22 protein-coding genes are annotated in these 19,381 nt (G+C 73.7%); 11 read left to right on the forward strand and 11 right to left on the reverse strand.

Going from position 1 to position 19,381, the window contains the following annotated elements; genetic code table 11:
- Positions 1-4: 4 nt before the first annotated feature.
- Positions 5-1,237 (reverse strand): MFS transporter, encoded by a 1,233-nt coding sequence (locus tag ABWI07_RS06055; protein ID WP_353817874.1) that lies wholly within the window; start codon positions 1,235-1,237, stop codon positions 5-7.
- Between the two features lie 82 nt (positions 1,238-1,319).
- On the opposite strand from ABWI07_RS06055, the gene ABWI07_RS06060 reads away from it, so the two are divergent.
- Positions 1,320-1,838 (forward strand): MarR family winged helix-turn-helix transcriptional regulator, encoded by a 519-nt coding sequence (locus tag ABWI07_RS06060; RefSeq protein ID WP_353817875.1) that lies wholly within the window; start codon positions 1,320-1,322, stop codon positions 1,836-1,838.
- Positions 1,839-1,886: 48 nt separating this feature from the next.
- Here ABWI07_RS06060 and ABWI07_RS06065 read toward each other — a convergent pair whose 3' ends face one another.
- Positions 1,887-2,834 carry an NADP-dependent oxidoreductase gene (locus ABWI07_RS06065; RefSeq protein WP_353817876.1) on the reverse strand — a complete coding sequence of 316 codons (948 nt, stop codon included), beginning with the start codon at positions 2,832-2,834 and terminating at the stop codon, positions 1,887-1,889.
- Positions 2,835-2,959: 125 nt separating this feature from the next.
- Between ABWI07_RS06065 and ABWI07_RS06070 the strand changes: the two genes are divergently transcribed.
- Positions 2,960-3,385 (forward strand): winged helix-turn-helix transcriptional regulator, encoded by a 426-nt coding sequence (locus ABWI07_RS06070; protein ID WP_149264348.1) that lies wholly within the window; start codon positions 2,960-2,962, stop codon positions 3,383-3,385.
- A 5-nt stretch (positions 3,386-3,390) separates the two neighbouring features.
- On the opposite strand, the gene ABWI07_RS06075 is transcribed toward ABWI07_RS06070, so the two are convergent.
- A complete protein-coding gene (locus tag ABWI07_RS06075; protein ID WP_149264349.1) occupies positions 3,391-4,584 on the reverse strand; it encodes an FAD-dependent monooxygenase in 1,194 nt (397 codons plus the stop codon).
- Positions 4,585-4,789: 205 nt separating this feature from the next.
- On the opposite strand from ABWI07_RS06075, the gene sp36 reads away from it, so the two are divergent.
- The 4 genes from sp36 to ABWI07_RS06095 are packed head-to-tail and all read left to right on the forward strand — an operon-like array spanning position 4,790 to position 7,274.
- Entirely contained in the window at positions 4,790-4,945 is a 156-nt protein-coding gene (sp36, locus tag ABWI07_RS06080; RefSeq protein WP_149264350.1) for a Sp36 family protein, read from the forward strand.
- A 36-nt stretch (positions 4,946-4,981) separates the two neighbouring features.
- Positions 4,982-5,443 carry a RidA family protein gene (locus ABWI07_RS06085; RefSeq protein ID WP_149264351.1) on the forward strand — a complete coding sequence of 154 codons (462 nt, stop codon included), beginning with the start codon at positions 4,982-4,984 and terminating at the stop codon, positions 5,441-5,443.
- Between the two features lie 48 nt (positions 5,444-5,491).
- Positions 5,492-6,346 (forward strand): NUDIX hydrolase, encoded by an 855-nt coding sequence (locus ABWI07_RS06090; protein ID WP_149264352.1) that lies wholly within the window; start codon positions 5,492-5,494, stop codon positions 6,344-6,346.
- Between the two features lie 4 nt (positions 6,347-6,350).
- Positions 6,351-7,274: an MBL fold metallo-hydrolase gene (locus ABWI07_RS06095; RefSeq protein ID WP_235037383.1), complete on the forward strand. Its 924-nt coding sequence runs from the start codon at positions 6,351-6,353 to the stop codon at positions 7,272-7,274.
- 8 nt (positions 7,275-7,282) lie between these two features.
- Here ABWI07_RS06095 and ABWI07_RS06100 read toward each other — a convergent pair whose 3' ends face one another.
- A complete protein-coding gene (locus ABWI07_RS06100) occupies positions 7,283-7,969 on the reverse strand; it encodes a Crp/Fnr family transcriptional regulator (RefSeq protein WP_067483689.1) in 687 nt (228 codons plus the stop codon).
- Positions 7,970-8,196: 227 nt separating this feature from the next.
- On the opposite strand from ABWI07_RS06100, the gene ABWI07_RS06105 reads away from it, so the two are divergent.
- Positions 8,197-8,877 (forward strand): TetR/AcrR family transcriptional regulator, encoded by a 681-nt coding sequence (locus ABWI07_RS06105; RefSeq protein ID WP_353817877.1) that lies wholly within the window; start codon positions 8,197-8,199, stop codon positions 8,875-8,877.
- On the opposite strand, the gene ABWI07_RS06110 is transcribed toward ABWI07_RS06105, so the two are convergent.
- The 3 genes from ABWI07_RS06110 to ABWI07_RS06120 are packed head-to-tail and all read right to left on the reverse strand — an operon-like array spanning position 8,828 to position 11,689.
- Positions 8,828-10,216, reverse strand: a complete 1,389-nt coding sequence (locus ABWI07_RS06110; protein ID WP_149264354.1) for an alpha/beta hydrolase — start codon at positions 10,214-10,216, stop codon at positions 8,828-8,830. The genes ABWI07_RS06105 and ABWI07_RS06110 overlap by 50 nt on opposite strands.
- A 37-nt stretch (positions 10,217-10,253) precedes the next feature.
- Positions 10,254-10,811 (reverse strand): carboxymuconolactone decarboxylase family protein, encoded by a 558-nt coding sequence (locus tag ABWI07_RS06115; protein WP_149264355.1) that lies wholly within the window; start codon positions 10,809-10,811, stop codon positions 10,254-10,256.
- Positions 10,808-11,689 carry an SDR family NAD(P)-dependent oxidoreductase gene (locus tag ABWI07_RS06120; protein ID WP_353817878.1) on the reverse strand — a complete coding sequence of 294 codons (882 nt, stop codon included), beginning with the start codon at positions 11,687-11,689 and terminating at the stop codon, positions 10,808-10,810. Before ABWI07_RS06120 ends, ABWI07_RS06115 begins: the two co-directional genes overlap by 4 nt.
- Positions 11,690-11,852: 163 nt before the next feature.
- On the opposite strand from ABWI07_RS06120, the gene ABWI07_RS06125 reads away from it, so the two are divergent.
- Positions 11,853-13,277, forward strand: coding sequence for a sigma-70 family RNA polymerase sigma factor (locus ABWI07_RS06125; protein ID WP_353817879.1), 1,425 nt, complete (start codon positions 11,853-11,855; stop codon positions 13,275-13,277).
- 11 nt (positions 13,278-13,288) lie between these two features.
- Here ABWI07_RS06125 and ABWI07_RS06130 read toward each other — a convergent pair whose 3' ends face one another.
- Positions 13,289-14,542, reverse strand: coding sequence for a PucR family transcriptional regulator (locus ABWI07_RS06130; protein ID WP_149264357.1), 1,254 nt, complete (start codon positions 14,540-14,542; stop codon positions 13,289-13,291).
- A 119-nt stretch (positions 14,543-14,661) separates the two neighbouring features.
- On the opposite strand from ABWI07_RS06130, the gene nth reads away from it, so the two are divergent.
- From nth to ABWI07_RS06145, 3 genes are all read left to right on the forward strand, one after another.
- Positions 14,662-15,402, forward strand: a complete 741-nt coding sequence (nth, locus tag ABWI07_RS06135; protein ID WP_149264358.1) for an endonuclease III — start codon at positions 14,662-14,664, stop codon at positions 15,400-15,402.
- A gap of 79 nt (positions 15,403-15,481) precedes the next feature.
- Positions 15,482-16,141 carry an NUDIX hydrolase gene (locus tag ABWI07_RS06140; protein ID WP_149264359.1) on the forward strand — a complete coding sequence of 220 codons (660 nt, stop codon included), beginning with the start codon at positions 15,482-15,484 and terminating at the stop codon, positions 16,139-16,141.
- 188 nt (positions 16,142-16,329) lie between these two features.
- Positions 16,330-17,526, forward strand: a complete 1,197-nt coding sequence (locus ABWI07_RS06145; RefSeq protein WP_353817880.1) for a MarP family serine protease — start codon at positions 16,330-16,332, stop codon at positions 17,524-17,526.
- On the opposite strand, the gene ABWI07_RS06150 is transcribed toward ABWI07_RS06145, so the two are convergent.
- The 3 genes from ABWI07_RS06150 to ABWI07_RS06160 all read right to left on the reverse strand — a co-directional run bounded on the left by ABWI07_RS06150 (position 17,523) and on the right by ABWI07_RS06160 (position 19,376).
- Entirely contained in the window at positions 17,523-17,897 is a 375-nt protein-coding gene (locus ABWI07_RS06150) for a DUF309 domain-containing protein (RefSeq protein ID WP_353817881.1), read from the reverse strand. The genes ABWI07_RS06145 and ABWI07_RS06150 overlap by 4 nt on opposite strands.
- A 115-nt stretch (positions 17,898-18,012) precedes the next feature.
- On the reverse strand, positions 18,013-18,936 hold the full coding sequence (locus ABWI07_RS06155) for an alpha/beta fold hydrolase (RefSeq protein WP_149264361.1): 924 nt from the start codon (positions 18,934-18,936) through the stop codon (positions 18,013-18,015).
- Between the two features lie 8 nt (positions 18,937-18,944).
- Positions 18,945-19,376: a phage holin family protein gene (locus ABWI07_RS06160; RefSeq protein ID WP_149264362.1), complete on the reverse strand. Its 432-nt coding sequence runs from the start codon at positions 19,374-19,376 to the stop codon at positions 18,945-18,947.
- Positions 19,377-19,381 lie beyond the last annotated feature (5 nt).

Genomic DNA, 19,381 nt, shown 5'->3' on the forward strand with positions numbered 1-19,381 from the left:
GGAGTCATCGCGGCCCGGACGCCGCGGCCGCGGCGTCCGGCACGGCCTCGGGCATGGTCAGGCGCCGGACGCCCGGCACCGCGACCGTGCCCAGGCAGGTCGCGCCCACCAGGACGGCCGCCGTCCACAGCGGGACCGAGGCGCCCCAGGCGGACGCGGCCCACGGGGCGAGCGCGTAGCCGAGGGGCGCCGCGGCCAGCGACAGCAGCCAGTCGTAGGACGTCACCCGCGCCAGCGCCTGCGGCGGGATGGTCATCTGCACCACGGTCTCCCAGGTCGGGTTGAGGACGCCGAGGCCGGTGAGCGCCACCCCGTACGCCGCGACGAGCAGCGGCGCGGGCGCGGCGGCCGCGAACAGGGCGAGGGGCAGCGCCAGGGCGGCGAGGCCCGCGTTCGCCACGAGGACGGGACGGCGCGGGCGGACGCGGGCGGCCAGCAGCGCTCCGACGACCAGCCCGGCCGCGCCCACCTGGACGGTCGCGATCCAGACCCCCTCGCCGCCGAGCCGCTCGACGGCGAGGGCGGGCCCGAGGGTGAGCAGCACGGCGGACGTGCCGTTCCAGACGCCGTGCGCGATCAGGCTCGTCCAGTACCAGTCGCGCGAGCGGACCTCCGACCAGCCCTCCGCCAGGTCCGCCCGCAGCGAGCGCCGCGGGATCGGGACGTGCCGGACGCGGGTCACGGCGAGGAGCGCCGCGCTCGCGGCGAACGACGCCGAGTCCAGCAGGAACGTCCAGCCTGGGCCGACGGTCAGCACGAACGTCCCGGCCAGGGCGGGGCCGGCGAGCCGGGTGGCCCCGTTGGCGACGCCCATCAGCGCGTTGGCCCGCTGGAGCCCGGACGGCTCGACGGTGCCGGCGACCAGGGGCGAGACGGTCGGCACCTGGAAGGCCGAGGCGGCGCCGCCGACCGCCTGGGCCGCGGCGAGATGCCACAGTCGCGGCTCGCCGCTCAGGAGTTCCAGCGCGGCGAACAGTTGCGCCGCGGCGCCGACGAGGTCGGTCGCGAGGGCGACGCCGCGCGCGTTGAGGCGGTCCGCGAGCACGCCGCCGAGGGGCAGCAGGAGCAGGCGGGGCACCATCGCGCAGCCGAGCACGAGGGCGAGCGCGGACGTGGAGCCCGTCGCGCGCAGGACGGCGAGCGCGAGCGCGGCGGGGACGGCGGCGTCCCCGGTCAGGGACAGGACGCGGGCGGCGAACAGCAACCGGAAGTCCCGGCCGCGCAGGGGGTGGCTCATGGTCCGACAATGTAGTTCGCTGACGAACTAATCGGCAACGAATTATTCCTCACCGAATCACCGAGAGGACTACGATCCCTGCATGGGCGAGAGGGACCGGACGGACGACCATGTGGCGCGGTGGGCGCCGATCGTGTCCGACCTCGATCCCGACATCGAAGGCGCCGTGACCCGGATGGTCTTCTTCGTGAAGCACATCCGGCAGGTCCGCGAGGAGTTCCTCGCCGCCTCGGGCCTGCAACCGCACGAGTTCGACACGCTCCACGCGCTCGCCGGGCGGCACGGCACCGCCGCGCCCTCGCAGCTCGCCGCCGACCTCGCCATGCCGCCGAACTCGGTCACCGGGCGGCTGGACGCGCTGGAGCGCCGCGGGTTCGTCCGCCGCTCCCCCTCGGCCACCGACCGCCGCCGGGTCGTCGTCGAACTCACCCCCGCCGGACGCTCCGCCTGGCGCGACGCCATGGACGGCCTAGGCGTAGAGGAGCACCGCCTGCTCGGCGCCCTCGACCCCGGCGAGCGCCGCACTCTCTCCGACCTCCTCCGCCGAGTAATGCTCCGAGCCGAAGAGGAGACCAACCGCCCCGGCGGCCCTGACAGCTGAGGACCGGGCGGCCGCACAGGCCCCCACCACCATGGGTGGCTGGCGGGACTACGGGGTGAGGACCAGGCGGCCGCGTAGGGCGCCTGCTTGCAGGCGTTCGTGGGCCTTGGACGCTTCGGATAGTGGGAGCACGTCGGCTACGCGGGGGGTGAGGCGGCCCAGGTCTGCGAGTGCTGCGAGGTGGGTGAGCTGGGCTCCGTTCGCGCGTATCCACACGTTGTGGACGGTGATGCCGCGTAGCGGGAGCGGGGTGGCCGGGCCGGCGTTCACCGCCGCGAACGCCCCGCCGTTGCGGACGGCGTCCAGGGCCGCGACCGAGAGGAGGGCGGCGTCCAGCGCGCCGTCCACGCCGCCCGGGACGAGGGCGCGGACGGCGTCGCCCAGGTGCTCGCCGCGCGGGACGAACATCTCCGCGCCGAATCCGCGCACCAGGGCCTCGTCGGAGGCGGAGGCCGCGGCGACGACGCGGAGCCCGCGGTGGGCGGCCAGTTCCACGGCGTATCCGCCGACGGCGCCCGCGGCGCCCGTGACGAGCAGCGTGCCGCCCGCGGGCAGGTCGAGCAGGTCGAGGGCCTGCAGCGCGGTCAGGGCGTTCAGCGGGATCGTGGCCGCCTCCACCGCGGGCACGGACCGCGGGGCGGGGGCGACGGCGTCCGCGTCCAGGACGATCGCGTCAGCGTAGGCGCCCGTCGGGAGGTCGAGCCGGTCCTTGAGGCCGATGACCTCGTCGCCGGCGGCGATCCGCGCCACGCCGGGCCCGACCGCGTCGACGGTTCCGGCGACGTCCCAGCCGATGCCAACCGAGGGCCGCGCGCCGAACGGCGGCATCAGTCCCGCGTCGGCCAGCACCCCCGAGCGGGTCGCGGCGTCGACCGGGTTGACCGCCGCGGCCGCCACCCGGATCCGCACCTGACCGGGTCCGGGGACGGGCTCCGGGACGTCGGTGAGCTCCAACGCGTCGGGCCCGCCAGGGGTCCTCACAATGATCGCGCGCATGACGACAACTCCTTAAGGGATGTGGGTCAGGGGAGAGCCCCGCACCGACCACTTTCGCCGGAACAGCCGCGGGCCGGAAGAAGTTACTTCGGAGTGCGTTCGGTACCCGGAGGTGATCCAGCGGCATGGCCACGATGACGGCGGCGGAGCGGCGCGAGCAGGAGAAGGCGGCGTTCGAGGCCTACATGGACGGATGCCCCACCCATCAGCTGATGGGGATCATCGGCAACAAATGGAGCATGCTCGTCCTCTCCGACCTGGCGAACGGCGCACGCAGGTACGCCGAGCTCGGCAGGGCCCTCCCGGGCGTGAGCGCCAAGATGCTCACCCAGACGCTTCGCTCCCTGGAGCGGGACGGCTTCGTCGCGCGGAGCGTGACCCCGTCCGTGCCCGTCCAGGTCGAGTACACGCTGACGCTGCTGGGCGAGCGGATCGTGCCCCTGCTCTCCTCGATCCAGGAGTGGGCCGGCCGCCACATCGAGGAGATCCACGCGGCGCGCGAGCGCTACGACGCAGCGCCCGCCGTGGCGCCCGGGGGAGGCGGCGGGTAGCCCGATCACGCGGCCGGACGGGCCGGCTCCGGGTACTCCCGAAGCTTGATCGACGTGGCGGCCTGCGTGGTCAGCTTGTTGAGGAGCTTGATGAACGGGCCCGCGGTCAGCACCCGGTAGACCGTCTTGCGGCGGCGCAGCGCGCGCTCGTTCTTCGGGGCGAAGAACGGCCCGACCCCGCCCGCGACCCGCTGGCACGCGGTGGTGAACTTCTTGATGCTCTTCTCGTAGGCGGCGAACGCGGCGCGGTGGTCGCCGCCCGCCGCGGCCAGCTCGCCCGCGAGGACGTACGCGCACACGACCGCGAGGCCGGTCCCCATCCCGCCGCAGGTGGCGCCGTAGCCGGCGTCGCCGAGCAGGGCGACCCGCCCCTTCGTCCAGGCGTCCATCCGGACGATGCTGATCGAGTCGCAGTAGAAGTACGGGGCGTCCCACATGTCGCGCATGAGGGCTCCGGCGTGCCAGCCCATGCCGGAGAGCCTCTCGGCCACCGCCCGCTTCTGGGCGTCCTGGTCGCGGCGGTGCGGCTCCAGGTCGGCGTCGGCGAAGACGCACATGACGTTCGCGCCGGCACCGCCGCGGGTCGGGTACACCGACACGCCGCGCCCCACCTCGCTGTAGAGCTTGCCGGTGTCGACGCCGAGCCGGTTCGGCGCCTCGAAGATCGCGACGTGGTAGCCCGAGTCCTTCACGAATCGCGACTCGTCGCCGAACGCGAGGCGCCGGACGTTGGAGTGCAGCCCGTCGGCTCCGACGACCAGATCGAACGTGCGCGGAGCCCCGCGCTCGAAGGTGACGTGCACGCCGTCCGCCGTCTCGGTCATGGACGCGATCGAGTCGCCGAAGACGTACCTGGCGGAGTGCCGGGTCAGCTCGTACAGGAGTTCGGCGAGGTCGCCCCGGTGGATCTCCACGTCCCCGCCGGTGAACGAGTCGGGGAGGCTGACCTGCGTCCGTCCCGCGGCGTCGATGAGGTCGAGCGGGCCGGCATCGGTCTGCCGCCGCCGGATCTCGTCCAGCACGCCCATCTCCTCCAGCACCCGCATGTGCACCTCGCCGCGGAAGTCGACGGCCTGCCCGCCCGGCCGGATCACCTCCGCCTTCTCCACGACGGTGACGTCGTACCCGTACCGCGCCAGCCAGTAGGCCAGGGACGGGCCCGCGATGCTCGCACCCGAGATCAGCACGCTCTTGCTCATCGTTCTCTCCGTTCGTCGCTGTCGTCGGACAGGAGATTCGCGGCGCGCCCTGACCGACCTCGCACCACCGGCTGACCGTCCCCGGCCCGGCCTGTCAGCGGGGACCGCGCGGCCGTCTCCGGGCGACCGGCCGCCGCGCCGGGGCCGTCCTGTGAACAGCGGGTTCGAGCGGGGTTCGGAAATGGCGATCGCTAGGGTGAGGGCCATGAAGAAGTGGGAGTACGCGACCGTTCCGCTGCTGGTGCACGCGACCAAGCAGATCCTCGACAACTGGGGCCAGGACGGGTGGGAGCTCGTCACCGTCCTGCCGGGCCCGAACCCGGAGAACCTCGTGGCTTACTTCAAGCGCGAAGTCCAGTAGCAGCCCCCGACGCAACCCTCAACGAAGAGGAGCAGCATGAGCACGCCTGAAGAGCGGATCCGCGAGCTCGGGATCGAGCTGCCGGAGGTCGTCCCGCCGGTCGCGTCCTACGTGCCGACGGCGCGGACGGGGTCGCTCGTCTACACCGCCGGCCAGATCCCCCTGGTCAAGGGCGAGCTGGGCGCCACCGGGAAGGTGGGCGCCGAGGTGAGCGCCGAGGAGGCGGCCCGCCAGGCGCGGATCTGCGCGCTGAACGCGATCGCGGCGCTGAAGGCCGAGGTCGGCGAGCTGTCGCGGGTCGTGCGGATCGTGAAGGTCGTCGGGTTCGTCGCCAGCGCGCCGGACTTCACCGGCCAGCCGCAGGTGATCAACGGGGCGAGCGACCTGCTGGCCGAGGTGTTCGGGGACGCGGGCAGGCACGCGCGCAGCGCCGTCGGCGTCGCCGTCCTGCCGCGGGACGTGCCGGTCGAGGTGGAGCTGATCGCCGAGGTCGAGTGAGACCCCGGGCTTGACGGAACGCCATTCGGTATGTCCGAATGACTCGCCATGGGGATCACCAACGGACTCAAGCTGCCCGAATCGTTCCTGGGCCGGGTCGAGGACATCCTGGCAGGCCGGACCGAGCCGGCGCCCGCCAGGGACGCGGCGACCGTGGTCGTGCTGCGCGACCACGACGAGCACGGGCTGCAGGCGTTCATGCTGCGCCGCGTCCGGTCGATGGCGTTCGCGCCCGGCGCCTACGTGTTCCCCGGCGGTTCGGTCGACCCGCGCGACGGGGAGGCGGCGCTGGGCTGGTCCGGGCCGTCCCCCGCCGAGTGGGGCAAGGCGTTCGACGCCGACGAGACGCTGGCCCGCGAGCTGGTCTGCGCGGCGGTCCGGGAGACGTTCGAGGAGACGCTCGTGCTGCTCGCCGGGCCGACCGCCGAGACGGTGGTGGACGACACGCGCGGCGACGACTGGGAGGCCGACCGGCAGGCGCTGCTGGACCGCTCCCAGTCGTTCGGCGGGTTCCTCGACCGGCGAGGGCTCGTGCTCCGCTCGGACCTGCTCCGCCCGTGGGCGCACTGGATCACCCCGAAGATCGAGCCGAAGCGCTACGACACCCGCTTCTTCGTCGCCGCGATGCCGGCGGGGCAGCGGGCGCGGGACGTCAGCACCGAGGCCGACCAGGTCGCCTGGGTGCGCCCGGCGGAGGCGGCCGAGCGGGCCGCGCGGGGCGAGTGGATGATGCTCCCGCCCACCGTGGCGACGCTGGCGGAGCTGGCCGAGTTCGAGACGGTGGCCGACGTGCTGGCCGCGCAGCGCGAGATCGTCGTGTACGAGCCGGCCGCGGAGATCGTCGACGGCGACGCGTACCTGGTGCTGCCCGAGGACGTCGCGCGGCACTACCCGCAGGGGTGACGAGGTGTCCCGCCGGGTGCCGCTGAGCCAGGCCGTCCTGTGGCGGCTGGCGGGCACCTCCGCGCTCCGGCGGCTGGAGCGGCTCGGCTGGAACCCGGCCCGCCACCCCGATCGGGCCTCGGGCAGGATGGGGGATATGACGGAGATCGACGGGATGGGTACCGAACGGGCGACCTGCGTGCTCGCCCCGAACCCGTCCGCCATGACCCTGGACGGCACCAACACCTGGATCATCGCCGAGCCCGGGGCGGACGAGGCCGTCGTCGTCGACCCCGGTCCGAAGGACGGCGAGCACCTCCGGCGCGTCCTCGGCACGGTGGAGGCCCAGGGGCGGCGGGTCGGTCTCGTCCTGCTCACGCACGGGCACCCCGACCATTCGGCGGGCGCGGGGAAGTTCGCGAAGCTGGCGGGGGGCGGGGTGAAGGTGCGGGCGCTCGACCCCCGGCACCGGCTCGGCGAGGAGGGCCTCGCCGAGGGCGACGTGGTCACCGCGGGCGGCCTGGAGTTGCGGATCATGGAGACGCCGGGGCACAGCCACGACTCGCTGACGTTCTGGCTCCCGGCCGACGGCGCCGTCCTCACCGGCGACACCGTCCTCGGGTACGGGACGACCGTGCTGGAGGGGAGGCTCGGCGACTACCTCGGCTCGCTGGACCGGCTCCGCCGGTTCTCCGCCGACATGGAGGCCGCGACGATCCTCCCGGGTCACGGGCCCAAGCTGGACGACCCCATCGCCGTCCTCGACCGCTACATCGACCACCGCCGCGAGCGCCTCGCCCAGGTCGAGGCCGCCGTCGCCGCGGGCGCGCGCACCGCGCGGGAGGTCGTCGAGCGCGTCTACGCCGACGTGGACAGGTCGCTCTGGCCCGCGGCCGAGTGGTCGGTCCAGTCCCAGCTCGACTACCTCGCCGAGCGTGGGGCTGTCTGACCGGTCCGCTACTTGGAGCGCTTGCGCAGGCGCTCGATGTCGAGGATCACGACGGCGCGGGCCTCGATGCGCAGCCAGTTGCGCTGGGCGAAGTCGGCGAGGGCCTTGTTGACCGTCTCGCGGGACGCGCCGACGAGCTGCGCCAGCTCCTCCTGGGTGAGGTCGTGGTGGACGTGCAGGCCCGCCTCGGACGGCTGGCCGAACCGCTCGGCGAGGTCGAGCAGCGCCTTGGCGACGCGGCCGGGCACGTCGGTGAAGACGAGGTCGGCCATCACGTCGTTGGTCTTGCGGAGCCGCTGCGCGAGCGCGCGGAGCAGCTGGACGGCGACCTCGGGGTGGCCGGTGAGCCAGGGGCGCAGGTCGTCGTGGCCGAGGCCGGCGAGGCGGCACTCGGTGACCGCGATGGCGCTCGCGGTGCGGGGGCGCGGGTCGAACAGCGACAGCTCGCCGAACATCTCGCTCGGGCCGAGCACGCTCAGCAGGTTCTCCCGGCCGTCCGGCGCCGTCCTGGTCAGCTTGATCTTGCCTTCGAGGACGACGTAGAGCCGGTCCCCGGTCTCGCCCTCGTTGAACAGCGTCTGCCCGCGGGCGAGGCGGACCTCGGTCACGTTGGCGCGCAGCGCCTTGGCGCCCTGCTCGTCGAGCGCCTCGAAGAGCGGGGCTCTGCTCAGAACGTCCACGTCGCGATCGGTCACGCTATTCCTCCTCGAACACCTACTCCTAGTGTGACGCACGTCCCACCGCGGACGTGAAGGCAGGGTCACGGCGCGCCGAAACGGGGACCGGGGTGATCCGCCCCGCGGGGCGGCCGCGGTCCCGTTCGCCCAGTGTACGGACCACCGGGTGAATGCCGTCACACCGGTCTCATCACCTGTTATGGGATGTCCCGGGCAGGGTAGCGGCCGTGCCTTAACCTGAGTCGATGCAGTCGTCCGAGCCCCGGCCAACCCCGCGCCGCCTGCCCAGGGGCCGTCACGCGCTGTCGCGCTCGGAGGTCGAGCGGGTGCACCGCGACCGGTTGTGCGGCGCCATGGCGGCGGCGATGGCGGAGAAGGGGTTCGTAGGGACGTCGGTCGAAGACGTCCTGAAGCGGGCCCGGGTGTCCCGGCAGAGCTTCTATGCGCTGTTCTCTTCCAAGCTCGACTGCTTCATGACCGCGTTCGACCAGGCGGGCGTGCTGCTGTTCCGCCGGTTGGAGACGGCGATGCAGGAGGAGGAGGAGGGCGACGCGGCCGAACGGGGGGCGGCGCAGGGCGATGGCGACGTGGCCGAACTGTTCGAGCGCGTCTTCACCGCCTACCTGGAGGCGCTGGCGTCCGAGCCCGCGTACGCGCGGCTCTTCCTGGTAGAGGTCTATGCGGCCGGTCCGGAGGCCGTCCGGCGGCGTACGCGCATCCAGCGCGACCTGGCGGGGAGCCTCGCCGACCTCATGGGCGTGACGAGCGACGCCGGCCGGTTCGCGTGCGAGGTCATCGTGGCGGCGGTGAGCTCGATGGTGACCCCGGCCGTGGCGGCGGGCGACATGGAGGCGCTGCGCGCGATCAGGGGTCCGGTCATCGAGCACGTGCGGCTCCTGCTGCGCTCGGGCGTGTTGGACGGCTGATCCGCACCAGCGTGGTCGCGGTGCCGCGCGCGGACGGGAGCGTGAAGGTGAGCCGCCCGGACGGCCCGGCGCTGGTCGTGATGGTCTTGTGCGTCCTCCCCCGCGTCACGCCGATGACGAGGCGTGCGCCGGGACGGTAGGACGCGGGCGTCGTGACGGTGGCGGTCCCGGCGGCGCGCAGGGCGAACCCGCTCGGGGAGGCGTCCGCCAGCACGCTGAACTGCTGGGCCTTCGGCCGCCTGAGCGAGACCGTCCAGCCCCACTGCGACCAGGTCGGGTCGATCGACCGGTAGGAGACCGTCGCGGGCGGGCGCGGCGGGGCGGCGAACGTGCGCATCAGCGGGCCCATGTGCCGCCGCAGGTCGCGGGCCCAGTACGGGAAGGTGTGGGTGCCGAGCACGTAGTCGTCGTAGCGGCTCGGGATCTCCAGCGACTCCAGCCGCCGGTGGAAGCTGACGGTCGAGGCGTGCGTCAGGGCCTCGATGCCGATCGCGGCCGGGTCCGGGACGGGCGGGTCGAACGGCCCCGGGACGCCGGTGGCGGTGCGGAGTTCCAGCCGCATCCCGCGCAGGTTCGGCGCGAGGGTCGCCGGGTCGTGGCCGCGCCAGTTGACCGCGTTGGCGAGCCGGGAGCCGAAGATCGCGTCCGGGTGCACGCCGTCCTCGACGGCCGCGATGTAGGACACGACGCCGGCCGCGCCGACGGAGACGACCGGGTCGTAGGCGATGTCGGGCGCGCCCGAGAAGGACGCGGCGGACACGAACAGGGAGGGGTGCCGGGCGGCGTAGCTCATCGCGCCGAACCCGCCCTGCGACAGCCCCGCGACGGCCCTGCCCTCCCGCCGGGGCACGGTGCGCAGGTTGCGGTCGATCCAGGGGATGAGCTGGTCGACGTGGAAGGTCTCCCACTTTGACGGTCCGAGTGCGGTGCGCGGGTCGGCCCAGTCGGTGAACCAGCCGCCGCCGTCGCCGTCGAAGCCCGCGTCCGGCATCACGGTGATCAGCGGCCGTCCGGCGGTCGTCTTCTCGGCGTCGCCGCGGTCGACCCAGTCGGAGGCGCGTCCGCCCGTCCCGTGGAACAGGTAGAGGACGGGGAAGCGCGCGTCGGGTCGCCGGTCGTAGCCGGTCGGCAGCAGGACGCGGACGTCCACGGCCCGGCCCAGCGCGGCCGTGCTGACGCGCAGCGCGTACTGGCGGTCGTCCATGCGTCGCACGCTCACGACGTGGATGCCGCCGGAGTCGCTGAAGCGGACCGCCGGCCCGGCCGCGCGGGCGGGCACGGCGAGTCCGGTGGAGGTCGCCGCCAGGGTCAGTGTGATCACGAGGGCTCGGGTGCGCATGGGGGGACCTCCTGGACGTGCCGGTCGGACGTTCCGGTCAGCGGCCTCCGGCGGGGCGGCGGGGCCGGTCGGGCTGGACGCGCAGCGCGGTGATCACGGTCGCGAGCATCTCGTAGTGGGCGGCCAGCATGGTCAGCTCCACGCACTCGCCCTCGGTGAGGTGGGCGCGGAGCCGCGTCCAGGTCTCGTCGTCGAGGTCCTGCTCGGTGTGGAGGCGGTCGGCGGCGGCGAGGACCGCCCGCTCGCGGGGCGTCCAGCCGTCGGCGTCCGGGCCGGACCGGACGCGTTCCACGTCCGGCTCGCGCACGCCCGCGCGGCGCGCGAGCCGGACGTGGTGGTCGAACTCGTAGCGGCAGTCGCGCAGGTGGGCGACGCGGAGGATCACGAGTTCGGTGTCCCGGCGCGGCAGGGTGCCGCCGGGCATGAGCCGTCCGGCGAACCACAGCCAGCCGCGGAACAGCCCGCGGCGGCGCGCAAGGGTCAGGAACAGGTTCGGCGGCCCGGTCCCGGCGGCCCTGCCCGCGACGCGGCAGGCGAGCCAGTTGACCACTCCCACCTCGCGGAGGCCGCCGGGAGTGGCGCGGGGCGCCGTCACCGCTCGGGCTCCGGCTGCGGCGTGGTCAACTCGACCCGCTCGCGCCTCGCGACCTCCAGGATGTCGCGGAGCCCGCGCTGCACGACGCGGTCGGCGACCGGCTGCACGGCCATCCGGACCGGCAGGACGCCGCCCACCCACCAGGGGGCGACGATCCGCCTGGACCGGCGGGCGATCCCGCGTTCCAGCGCGTCGATCCCGACCTTCAGCGGCGCGACGCCGAAGACCATGCTGCTCTTCGGCGTCGCCTCCATGAGGGCGGACGCGGCCTCGGTCCCGAACCCCCGGCGCGTCATGTCGGTGTCCAGTTCGGCGAAGTACGCCACGCCGGCCTTCCCGCCCCACGGACGCAGTTCGGCCCGCAGCGTGTTGCCCAGCGCCTCCGCGGCGGCCTTGGACGCGCTGTAGGCGCCGAGGAGAGGCGCGTTGACGGCCGCGGCCAGGGACGACACGACCAGGGCGTAGCCGCGCTCGTGGCTGACGTGAGGCCCGGCCGCGCGGACCGTGTTGTAGACGCCCAGCACGTTCACCCGCAGGCTCTGCTCCATGACGGACGGGTCGCCGCCTATGACCGGCATCTGCGCGGCCACGCCCGCGTTGGCGACGACCACGTCAAGGCCGCCCAGTTCCTGGACGGCGCTGTTCACGACGTCCTCGACCGTGCCGCGGTCGGTCACGTCGCACGTCCACCAGGGGGCCTCCCCGCACTCGGCGGCGACGGCGGAGAGGAGCTCGGGCTCCAGGCCGGCGAGCGCCACGCGCGCGCCGCGTTCGTGCAGGCGGGCGGCGAGCGCGGCGCCGATGCCCCGCGCGGCGCCGGTGATCAGCACGCGCCGTCCGGCGAGGGTCGCCGTCCAGCGCGAGGAGTCGAGCATCATGCGGTGACCCTAACACTGAGGAACAGTCATGTCTTTTTAAGATTGCCTACAAAATGCCGTAATGCACGCGAAAGGTAAATGTCTCCACGTGTGGTGAGCAAGTGACCTCTGAAGGTTGTGGTGAGATGCGAGCCTTAGGTTGGATGGCGCGGTGGTAGCGGGCGTGGGAACGCGGCCGGACGCCGACCTTCTGGCGGCCGCCGGAGAGGGTGACGAGGCGGCGTCGGACGAGCTTTTCCGGCGGCACCACACGGCGGTCCTGCGGTACGCGCGCGGGCTGGTCCGCGACCAGCACCTCGCGGAGGACCTGACCAGCGAGGCGTTCACCCGCACGTTCGCGGCGATGCGCCAGGGCGGCGGTCCCCGGGAGGCCTGCCGTCCCTACCTCTACACGGTCGTGCGGAACACGGCCGTCGACTGGGCCCGCGGCGCCCGCCGCACCGTCGTGACCGACGAGGTCGCCGAATGGGCGTCGGCCCCCGAGGACGAGCCGCCGGACCTCGACGAGCTGGACGCGCTCGTCCGCGCCTTCCGGTCGCTGCCCGAACGATGGCAGACCGTCCTCTGGTACACGGTCATCGAGGACGAGCCCGTCGGGCAGGTCGCGGAGCTGCTCGGGATGGAGAAGGGCGCCGTCTCCCAGCTCGCGTTCCGCGCGCGTGAGGGGCTCCGGCAGGCGTTCCTCGCGGCCGGCTCCGGAGGGCGTCCCGAATGCGCCGAGTTCACCGCCCAGCTCGCCGCGAGCGTCCGCCGTCCCGGCCGCCGCCGCAGCCGGGCCCTGCGGCAGCACCTGGAGTCCTGCGAGGAGTGCAGGCGGGCGTCCCGGGAGATGGCCGACCTCAACGGGCGGCTGCGGCGCGCCCTGCCGATCGGCGCCGTCCTGCTGGGGGCTCCGTCGGCGTCGCTCGGCCCGCTCGGTTCCCTGGCCCCGGCGGCGTCCCTGCCCGGCTGGGCCCTTCCGGCCGCGGTGGCCGGGGGCGTCGCCACGGGCAGCGCGATCATCCTGTTCACCGTGGTCGGCGGAGGTCCGGGGGAGAGCCCGCACGCCGCGCCGCCTCCCGCGACGGCCGTCCCGTCGAGCTCGGCCCCGGATCGCGTCCCCCGGCCCGACTACACCGTCGGCAAGCGGTCCACCGACGGCGGCCGGGGCTCGGGCGGCGCCGGTGCTGGGGCCGGCGCAGGGCCCTTCCGCGTGCGGAACACGACCCTGCAATCGTGCCTGGCGCCCAGCGGCACGTCGGTCGTGCAGCGCCCCTGCTCCGACCCTGCGACCGGGTGGAAGCGCAGGAACACCTCCGGCGGCTTCACCCTGGTGAGCAACTCCACCCGCGGATGCATGGCCCGCGGCGCGCCCGCCCCGGGCGTGCCCTGGGAGGGCGGCAGCGAATACTCGGTGGTCATGGCCCCCTGCGGGGGCGCGCACCAGGTCTGGAAGCTCGTGCGGTTCGCACCCACGGTCTATCGCCTCGCCAACGGCGACGGCTACTACCTCCAGGCGAGCTGGTCGGGCCTGAAACCGGTGACGCTGAAACCGTCCTCCTACGCGGGCATGGCGGCCCAGGGCTGGGCCGTCGAGGCCGCCGGCTGACCGCATCCGGGTCACCCGTAGCCCAGGTCGTCGCGCGCTGCGGCCGGCTCGGGGTCGAGGGCCAGCCAAGCGCGCAGGGCCATGTGGAGCTCCAGCCGGTCCGACGCCGCCTCCACGGCGTCCCCGAACAGGTCGTCGAGCTGCCGCAGCCGGTACCGGACGGTCTGCGGATGCAGGTGCAGGTGGCCTGCCACCTCCGTGGCGTTGAACCCGTGCTCCAGGCAGGCCAGCAGCGTCTCGGCCAGCCGGTAGCGCTGCGCAGGGCGGGCGCGCAGCAGCGGCGCCAGCCGCCGGGCGATCACCTTCTCCACGAGCGCCCGCTCCCGCATCATCACCAGGATCGGCATGTGCCGCTCGGCCGGGATGGGCGAGGAACCGCTGATCAGGCCCTGGCAGGCCAGCTCCAGGGTCTCGCGCGCCAGCCGCAGGGACGTGCCGACCTCGTCGACCCCGACCGCCGGGCCGATCGCGGCCGTCCAGCCGTGCAGCTGCCGCTCCAGCATCCGGGTGCGGCCGGGGCCCTCCGGGTCGGGGACGACCAGGCACGGCTCCCCCAGGTGCAGGCCAGGCAGGACGTCCGGGGGCAGCGCCGGATGCCGCGCGTCCGGGCCGTTCTCGCGGAGGGCGACGACCGCCAGCGTGCGCGGCGGCGCCCAGTCCGCCTCGCGCGCGGCCTCCTTCAGCTCCGCGGAGGAGGCCCCGTTCAGCAGCAGGTCGAGCAGGTGCCGGCGGTGCTCCTGGCGGGCGCCCGCGGCCCGCGCGGCGGCGTCCGCGTGGCCCTCCGCGACGATCGCCGCCACCTGGTTCACGTAGTCGAGCGCCGCGTTGGCGATGGCCGCGACGGTTGCCGGGCTCATCCGGTGGCCGACCCGCTCCGCGCGATCGGCGAGCCGCTCGACGGCCAGGCCCGTCCCGATCCGCGTCGCCGCCTGCCAGGAGTCCAGCGTCCGCCCCTCACTGGCCTCGCCGACCCCGACCTGCCGCCAGAACTCCGCCACCTCCGCCGACGGGGCGGCGGGGTCGGCCATCAGCTCCAGGAAGTGGTCGACGGCGCGCTCCACGCACCGCTGCGTCGCCTTGGAGTAGCGGGGATCGTGCGGCCGGAAGAACTCCGGCAGCCGCCGCTCGATCCGGCACACCGCCTCCGCGGCGATGTCCGGAACGTGCTCGCGAAGATCACCCGCGATCCGGGCGGCGCCCTCGAACGACAGGTCGAGCTCGATCCGGCGCACCGGAAGGCGGACCACCTGGCTGAGGTCGGACATGAGATCTCCTTCGGGGGACGTCGTGCCCGTTGGAGACGGCGCGCCCCCTTGCCCATTACGGGGTTCGGCGCGACTTTCCCTCGGCCGGAACCGGGGCGCGAGGCTCTAGGCTGGCCGGTATGGCGACGGAGGCGACCCCGAAGGCGCGGGCCCGTAAATGGAAGGACGAGACGCGGCTGGGGCTGGTGCGCCGGGCGCGCCGGATGAACCGGATCCTGGCCGAGACCTATCCGGACGCGCACTGCGAGCTGAACTTCGGCACCCCCTTCCAGCTCCTGGTCGCCACCGTGCTGTCGGCGCAGACCACCGACATGCGGGTGAACCTGACCACCCCGGCGCTGTTCGCCAAGTACCCCACCCCGGAGGACCTGGCCGCCGCCGACCCCGAGGACGTCGAGGCGATCCTGAAGCCCACCGGCTTCTTCCGCGCCAAGACCAAGTCGGTCATGGGGCTGTCGGCCGCGCTGCGCGACCAGTTCGGCGGCGAGGTCCCCGGGCGCCTCGAAGACCTCGTCAAGCTGCCCGGCGTCGGGCGCAAGACGGCCAACGTCGTCCTGGGGAACGCGTTCGACGTCCCCGGCATCACCGTCGACACCCACTTCGGCCGGCTGGCCCGGCGCTTCGGCTGGACGACCGAGGACGACCCCGTGAAGGTCGAAGAGGAGATCGGCACCCTGATCCCGCGCAAGGACTGGACCATGCTGTCCCACCGGCTGATCTGGCACGGCCGCCGGATCTGCCACGCGCGCCGCCCCGCCTGCGGAGCGTGCCCGCTGGCGCGGCTGTGCCCCTCCTTCGGCGAGGGGCCGACGGACGAGGAGACGGCGCGCAAGCTCGTCAAGCCCGGACCGTTCTCGTGACCGAGCCCGTTGTCGTGACCGAGCCCGTTCCGCCGCCCGCGCCGGGAAGGAACGCGGCCGCCGCGGGGTTGGGACGATCGTGACCGACACCGCCCCCGGCCGGCCCGCCTGGCTCGACCGCTTCTGCGCCGAGGCGCCGAGGCTTCCGGTGCCGCCCGTGTTCCGGCCCGTCCCCACCGCCCGCGCCGCCGCCGTCCTCATCCTGTTCGGCGAAGGGCCGAGCGGCCCGGACGTCCTGCTCACCGAGCGCGCCGCCACCCTCAACAAGCACGCGGGGCAGCCCGCCTTCCCCGGCGGCCGCATCGACCCCGAGGACGACGGCCCGGTCGCCGCGGCGCTGCGGGAGGCGTGGGAGGAGACCGGCGTCGAACCGTCCGGCGTGGACGTGCTGTGCACGCTGCCCGAGCTCTACCTGTCGCACAGCCGGCACCGGGTCACGCCCGTCGCCGGCTGGTGGCGCGAGCCGTCGGAGGTCGCGCCCGGCCATCCCGGGGAGGTCGCGATGGTCGCGCGGGTCCCGATCAGCGAGCTGGTCGACCCCGGGAACCGGGTGATGGTCCGGCACCCGTCCGGGCTCACGGACGGCCCGGCGTTCCACGTCCGCGACATGCTCGTCTGGGGGTTCACGGCCGCGCTGCTGACCCGGGTGCTGGACGCGGGCGGCTGGAACAGGCCCTGGGACACCTCCAGAGTCGAAGATCTTCCGCGGGAGGTTCTGGACCTCGCCGCGCGCGAGTGAGCGCCTCGTCGTTTCCCACGAAATCGCCCCGCCCGCCCTGCGCCGGTTCGGCCGCAGGTCAGATGCCCGTTCGCGGTGCGCAGGGGCACGGTGACGGCCGCGTGTCACCCCCCGCGGCTATCCGGCGCGCTCCAAACTGGTCCATCGAGGGGACGTGAACCGGCGGCGCGGCCCTATACGGTGAAGCGGTGCTGGACGACCACGTTCTCGATCTGATCCTGCTCGTGCTCGTCGTGCTGTTCGGAGTCTCGGGCTACCGGCAGGGCTTCATCGTGAGCCTGCTGAGCTTCGTCGGCTTCGTCGGCGGCGGGGTCATCGGGGTCCTGATCGCGCCGCCGATCGCCGAGGCCGCCGTGGACGGCGCCGCGCAGCAGGCGCTGCTCGCCATCGTGGTCGCGTTCCTGGCCGCCACGCTCGGGCAGCTCGTCGCCTCGTCCCTCGGCGCCGTGCTGCGCAACCGGGTGACCGGGATGAACGCCCGCACCGCCGACGCCGTCGGCGGCACGTTCGTGAGCGCGCTGTCGCTGCTGATCGTCGCCTGGTTCTTCGGCAGCCTGGTCGCCAACTCCGAGTTCCAGCCCGTCCGGACGCAGGTCAAGGGCTCCTCGATCATCAAGGGCATCAACGACGTGATGCCCTCGCAGGCGCAGACGTGGTTCACCTCGTTCCAGGGGTTCGTGAAGAGCAGCGAGTTCCCGCAGGTCTTCAACGGACTCGGCGGCGAGTCGGTGGTGCAGGTGCCGCCGCCGGACGAGTCCGTCCTCAACACCCGGGGCCTCCAGGCCGCGAAGAAGAGCATCGTGAAGGTGGTCAGCACGGCGCCGCAGTGCCAGCGCCGCATCGAGGGCACCGGGTTCGTGTTCGCGCCCCAGCACATCATGACCAACGCGCACGTCGTCGCGGGCGCGCGCGGCTCCTCGGTGGTCGCGACGAAGGACGGCGACACCAGCCGCGGGCGGGTCGTGCTGTACGACCCGAAGCGCGACATCGCCGTCCTGTACGTGCCGGGGCTGCGGGCGCCGGTGCTGGAGTTCGCCAAGGAGGCCCGCGTCCGGGACAACGCGATCATCGCCGGGTTCCCGAAGAACCAGCCGTTCCGGCCCGAGGCGGCGCGGATCCGCGCCCGGCAGACGGCGCGCGGGCCCGACATCTACCACTCCGGCCAGGTCAGCCGCGAGATCTACGCCATCCGCGGCAAGGTCGAGCCGGGCAACTCGGGCGGACCGCTGCTGTCCACCGACGGCCGCGTCTACGGCGTCATCTTCGCCGCGGCGCTGGACACGCCGTCCACCGGCTACGCGCTCACCGCGGCGGAGGTCGCGCCCGACGCCCGCGCGGGCGCCACCGCCACGACGCCGGTTTCCACGCAGAGCTGCTCTGACTAGCCGCGCTGCTCTGTATCGGGGCTCGTGAGGCGTAGGGCGATGGGGCCGTCCTGGGGCTCCTTGGCCAGACCCCGTGCCCGCTGGACGATTCCCCGGACGTCGATGCCGTACGGAGGGGCGTCCTGGTACGGGACGATCCGTTCGGCGGCGCGGTTCAGAAGGGCTTCGGCGCCGCGTGCGTTGCCGCGGCGGAGATGGGTTACCCCAACGGCGACCTGGGCGAGGCCCCGCCACAGCTCCCGTTCGGGCTCTGAGGCGGCCTTCCAGACCGCTTCCAGTACCTCGTGGGCATGGAAGGGGCGATCGGCGTCCAGGAGGCGCTGGGCCTCCGCCAGGGCCTCCTGTGGGGGCATGTCGATGTCGTCCGGCATCGTGGGTATGCCGGTGGCGCCGTGTGGCAGTGGACGGCCGTAGGCGTCGCGTGGGCGTGCGTTGCGTGGGCGTCCCGACTCGTCCCGATCCCGCATCCCTCTACGGTACGCGGGGTCAGCGATCGGCCCCCGGGTCGGCCAGCCAGTCGAGGAGTTGCGCGTCGAACGCCTGCGGACGTTCCTGGTGAGGGAAGTGCCCCGCGTCCTCTAGGAGCGACCAACGGTAGGGGCCCTGCACGTAGCGTCCGGAACCCTGCGCGCTGGCCGGGAGGGTGCAGGTGTCGAGCGCGCCGTGCAGCTGGAGCGTGGGGGCGTGGATAGAGGTGCGCATACGGTGCGCGTAGCGGATCCCATCCGGGCGGGCCTGGGAGCGGATGAGCCAGCGGTAGTACTCCAGCGCGCTGTGGGCGACCCCAGGGATCTGCACGGCCTTCCGTACTAGCCGCTCAGTGCGCTCGTCCGGCCAGCCCGGCCCTGACCAGTCGTGCAGGAGCTTCCCGACCAGCGCCGCGTCGTCGCGGACCAGGCGCCGTTCGGGCCACAGCGGCACCTGGAAGCCGAACGTGTGGCGCGCCGCCCAGCCCTGCCCGCGCGGGTCGCCGGCGACGGCCTGCCGCAGCCGCAGCGGATGCGGGGCGCTCACCACCGCCAGCCGCTGGACGATCTTCGGGTGGTAGACGGCCATCGTCCAGGCGAGCAGCCCGCCCCAGTCGTGCCCGACGACGGTCGCGTTCGCCTCGCCCAGCGCGCGGACGAGCCCGGCGGCGTCACCGGCCAGCGTGACCAGGTCGTACCCGCGCGGCGGCTTGTCGCTGCCGCCGTAGCCGCGCAGGTCGACGGCCGCGGCCCGGTAGCCCGCAGCGGGAAGCGAGACCAGCTGGTGGTGCCACGACCACCAGAACTCGGGGAACCCGTGCAGCAGCAGGACGAGCGGCCCCTCGCCGGCCTCGGCGACGTGGAAGCGCGTCCCGCCGGCGCTGACCTGCCGGTGCGTCCACGGCCCCTCGACCTCGATCAGGGACGACTCGTGCCCGGACACGGCGCCGGTCAGGCCGTCAGCTCGGGATCATCGGAGCCGCCGCGGCGGCGCAGCGCGTTGAAGTCGTCCTTCAGCGTCTTGCGGGTCCGCTGCGCCTTCTCGATCTTGCGGATGCGGAGGACTCCGATCAAGATCAGGATCACGGCGAGGACGAAGCACGCGGCGGCCACGATGCCGAACGCTGCCCAGCGCCAGATGCCCATGGCGATCAGACCGTAGGCGAAGGCGAACGACAACTGCAGGACGATCAACCCGATCATCACCGCGGCGACGGTGAACATCACGCTGCTCACCGCGGCCTTCTTGGCGTCGGCCTTCAGCTCCAGCTTGGCCAGGTCCATCTCGGCCCTGATCAGGTCGGAGACGCTGCTCGACGCCAGCGCGACCAGCTCGCCGAGGGACTTGTCCTCGACGCGCTCGCCCGGTACTGCCTCGGACATTTTTC

Source organism: Actinomadura sp. NPDC000600, from assembly GCF_040492135.1.
GTDB lineage: Bacteria > Actinomycetota > Actinomycetes > Streptosporangiales > Streptosporangiaceae > Spirillospora.

What these genes read in the sequence shown, in the direction of transcription:
- ABWI07_RS06130 (WP_149264357.1), bottom strand. Translation starts at nt 14,542, where the DNA reads ATGTCCGACCTCAGCCAGGTGGTCCGCCTTCCGGTGCGCCGGATCGAG.
- ABWI07_RS06120 (WP_353817878.1), bottom strand. Translation starts at nt 11,689, where the DNA reads ATGATGCTCGACTCCTCGCGCTGGACGGCGACCCTCGCCGGACGGCGC.
- ABWI07_RS06085 (WP_149264351.1), top strand. Translation starts at nt 4,982, where the DNA reads ATGAGCACGCCTGAAGAGCGGATCCGCGAGCTCGGGATCGAGCTGCCG.
- ABWI07_RS06105 (WP_353817877.1), top strand. Translation starts at nt 8,197, where the DNA reads ATGCAGTCGTCCGAGCCCCGGCCAACCCCGCGCCGCCTGCCCAGGGGC.
- ABWI07_RS06150 (WP_353817881.1), bottom strand. Translation starts at nt 17,897, where the DNA reads ATGCCGGACGACATCGACATGCCCCCACAGGAGGCCCTGGCGGAGGCC.
- ABWI07_RS06110 (WP_149264354.1), bottom strand. Translation starts at nt 10,216, where the DNA reads ATGCGCACCCGAGCCCTCGTGATCACACTGACCCTGGCGGCGACCTCC.
- ABWI07_RS06090 (WP_149264352.1), top strand. Translation starts at nt 5,492, where the DNA reads ATGGGGATCACCAACGGACTCAAGCTGCCCGAATCGTTCCTGGGCCGG.
- ABWI07_RS06160 (WP_149264362.1), bottom strand. Translation starts at nt 19,376, where the DNA reads ATGTCCGAGGCAGTACCGGGCGAGCGCGTCGAGGACAAGTCCCTCGGC.
- sp36 (WP_149264350.1), top strand. Translation starts at nt 4,790, where the DNA reads ATGAAGAAGTGGGAGTACGCGACCGTTCCGCTGCTGGTGCACGCGACC.
- ABWI07_RS06060 (WP_353817875.1), top strand. Translation starts at nt 1,320, where the DNA reads ATGGGCGAGAGGGACCGGACGGACGACCATGTGGCGCGGTGGGCGCCG.
- ABWI07_RS06070 (WP_149264348.1), top strand. Translation starts at nt 2,960, where the DNA reads ATGGCCACGATGACGGCGGCGGAGCGGCGCGAGCAGGAGAAGGCGGCG.
- nth (WP_149264358.1), top strand. Translation starts at nt 14,662, where the DNA reads ATGGCGACGGAGGCGACCCCGAAGGCGCGGGCCCGTAAATGGAAGGAC.
- ABWI07_RS06055 (WP_353817874.1), bottom strand. Translation starts at nt 1,237, where the DNA reads ATGAGCCACCCCCTGCGCGGCCGGGACTTCCGGTTGCTGTTCGCCGCC.
- ABWI07_RS06065 (WP_353817876.1), bottom strand. Translation starts at nt 2,834, where the DNA reads ATGCGCGCGATCATTGTGAGGACCCCTGGCGGGCCCGACGCGTTGGAG.
- ABWI07_RS06075 (WP_149264349.1), bottom strand. Translation starts at nt 4,584, where the DNA reads ATGAGCAAGAGCGTGCTGATCTCGGGTGCGAGCATCGCGGGCCCGTCC.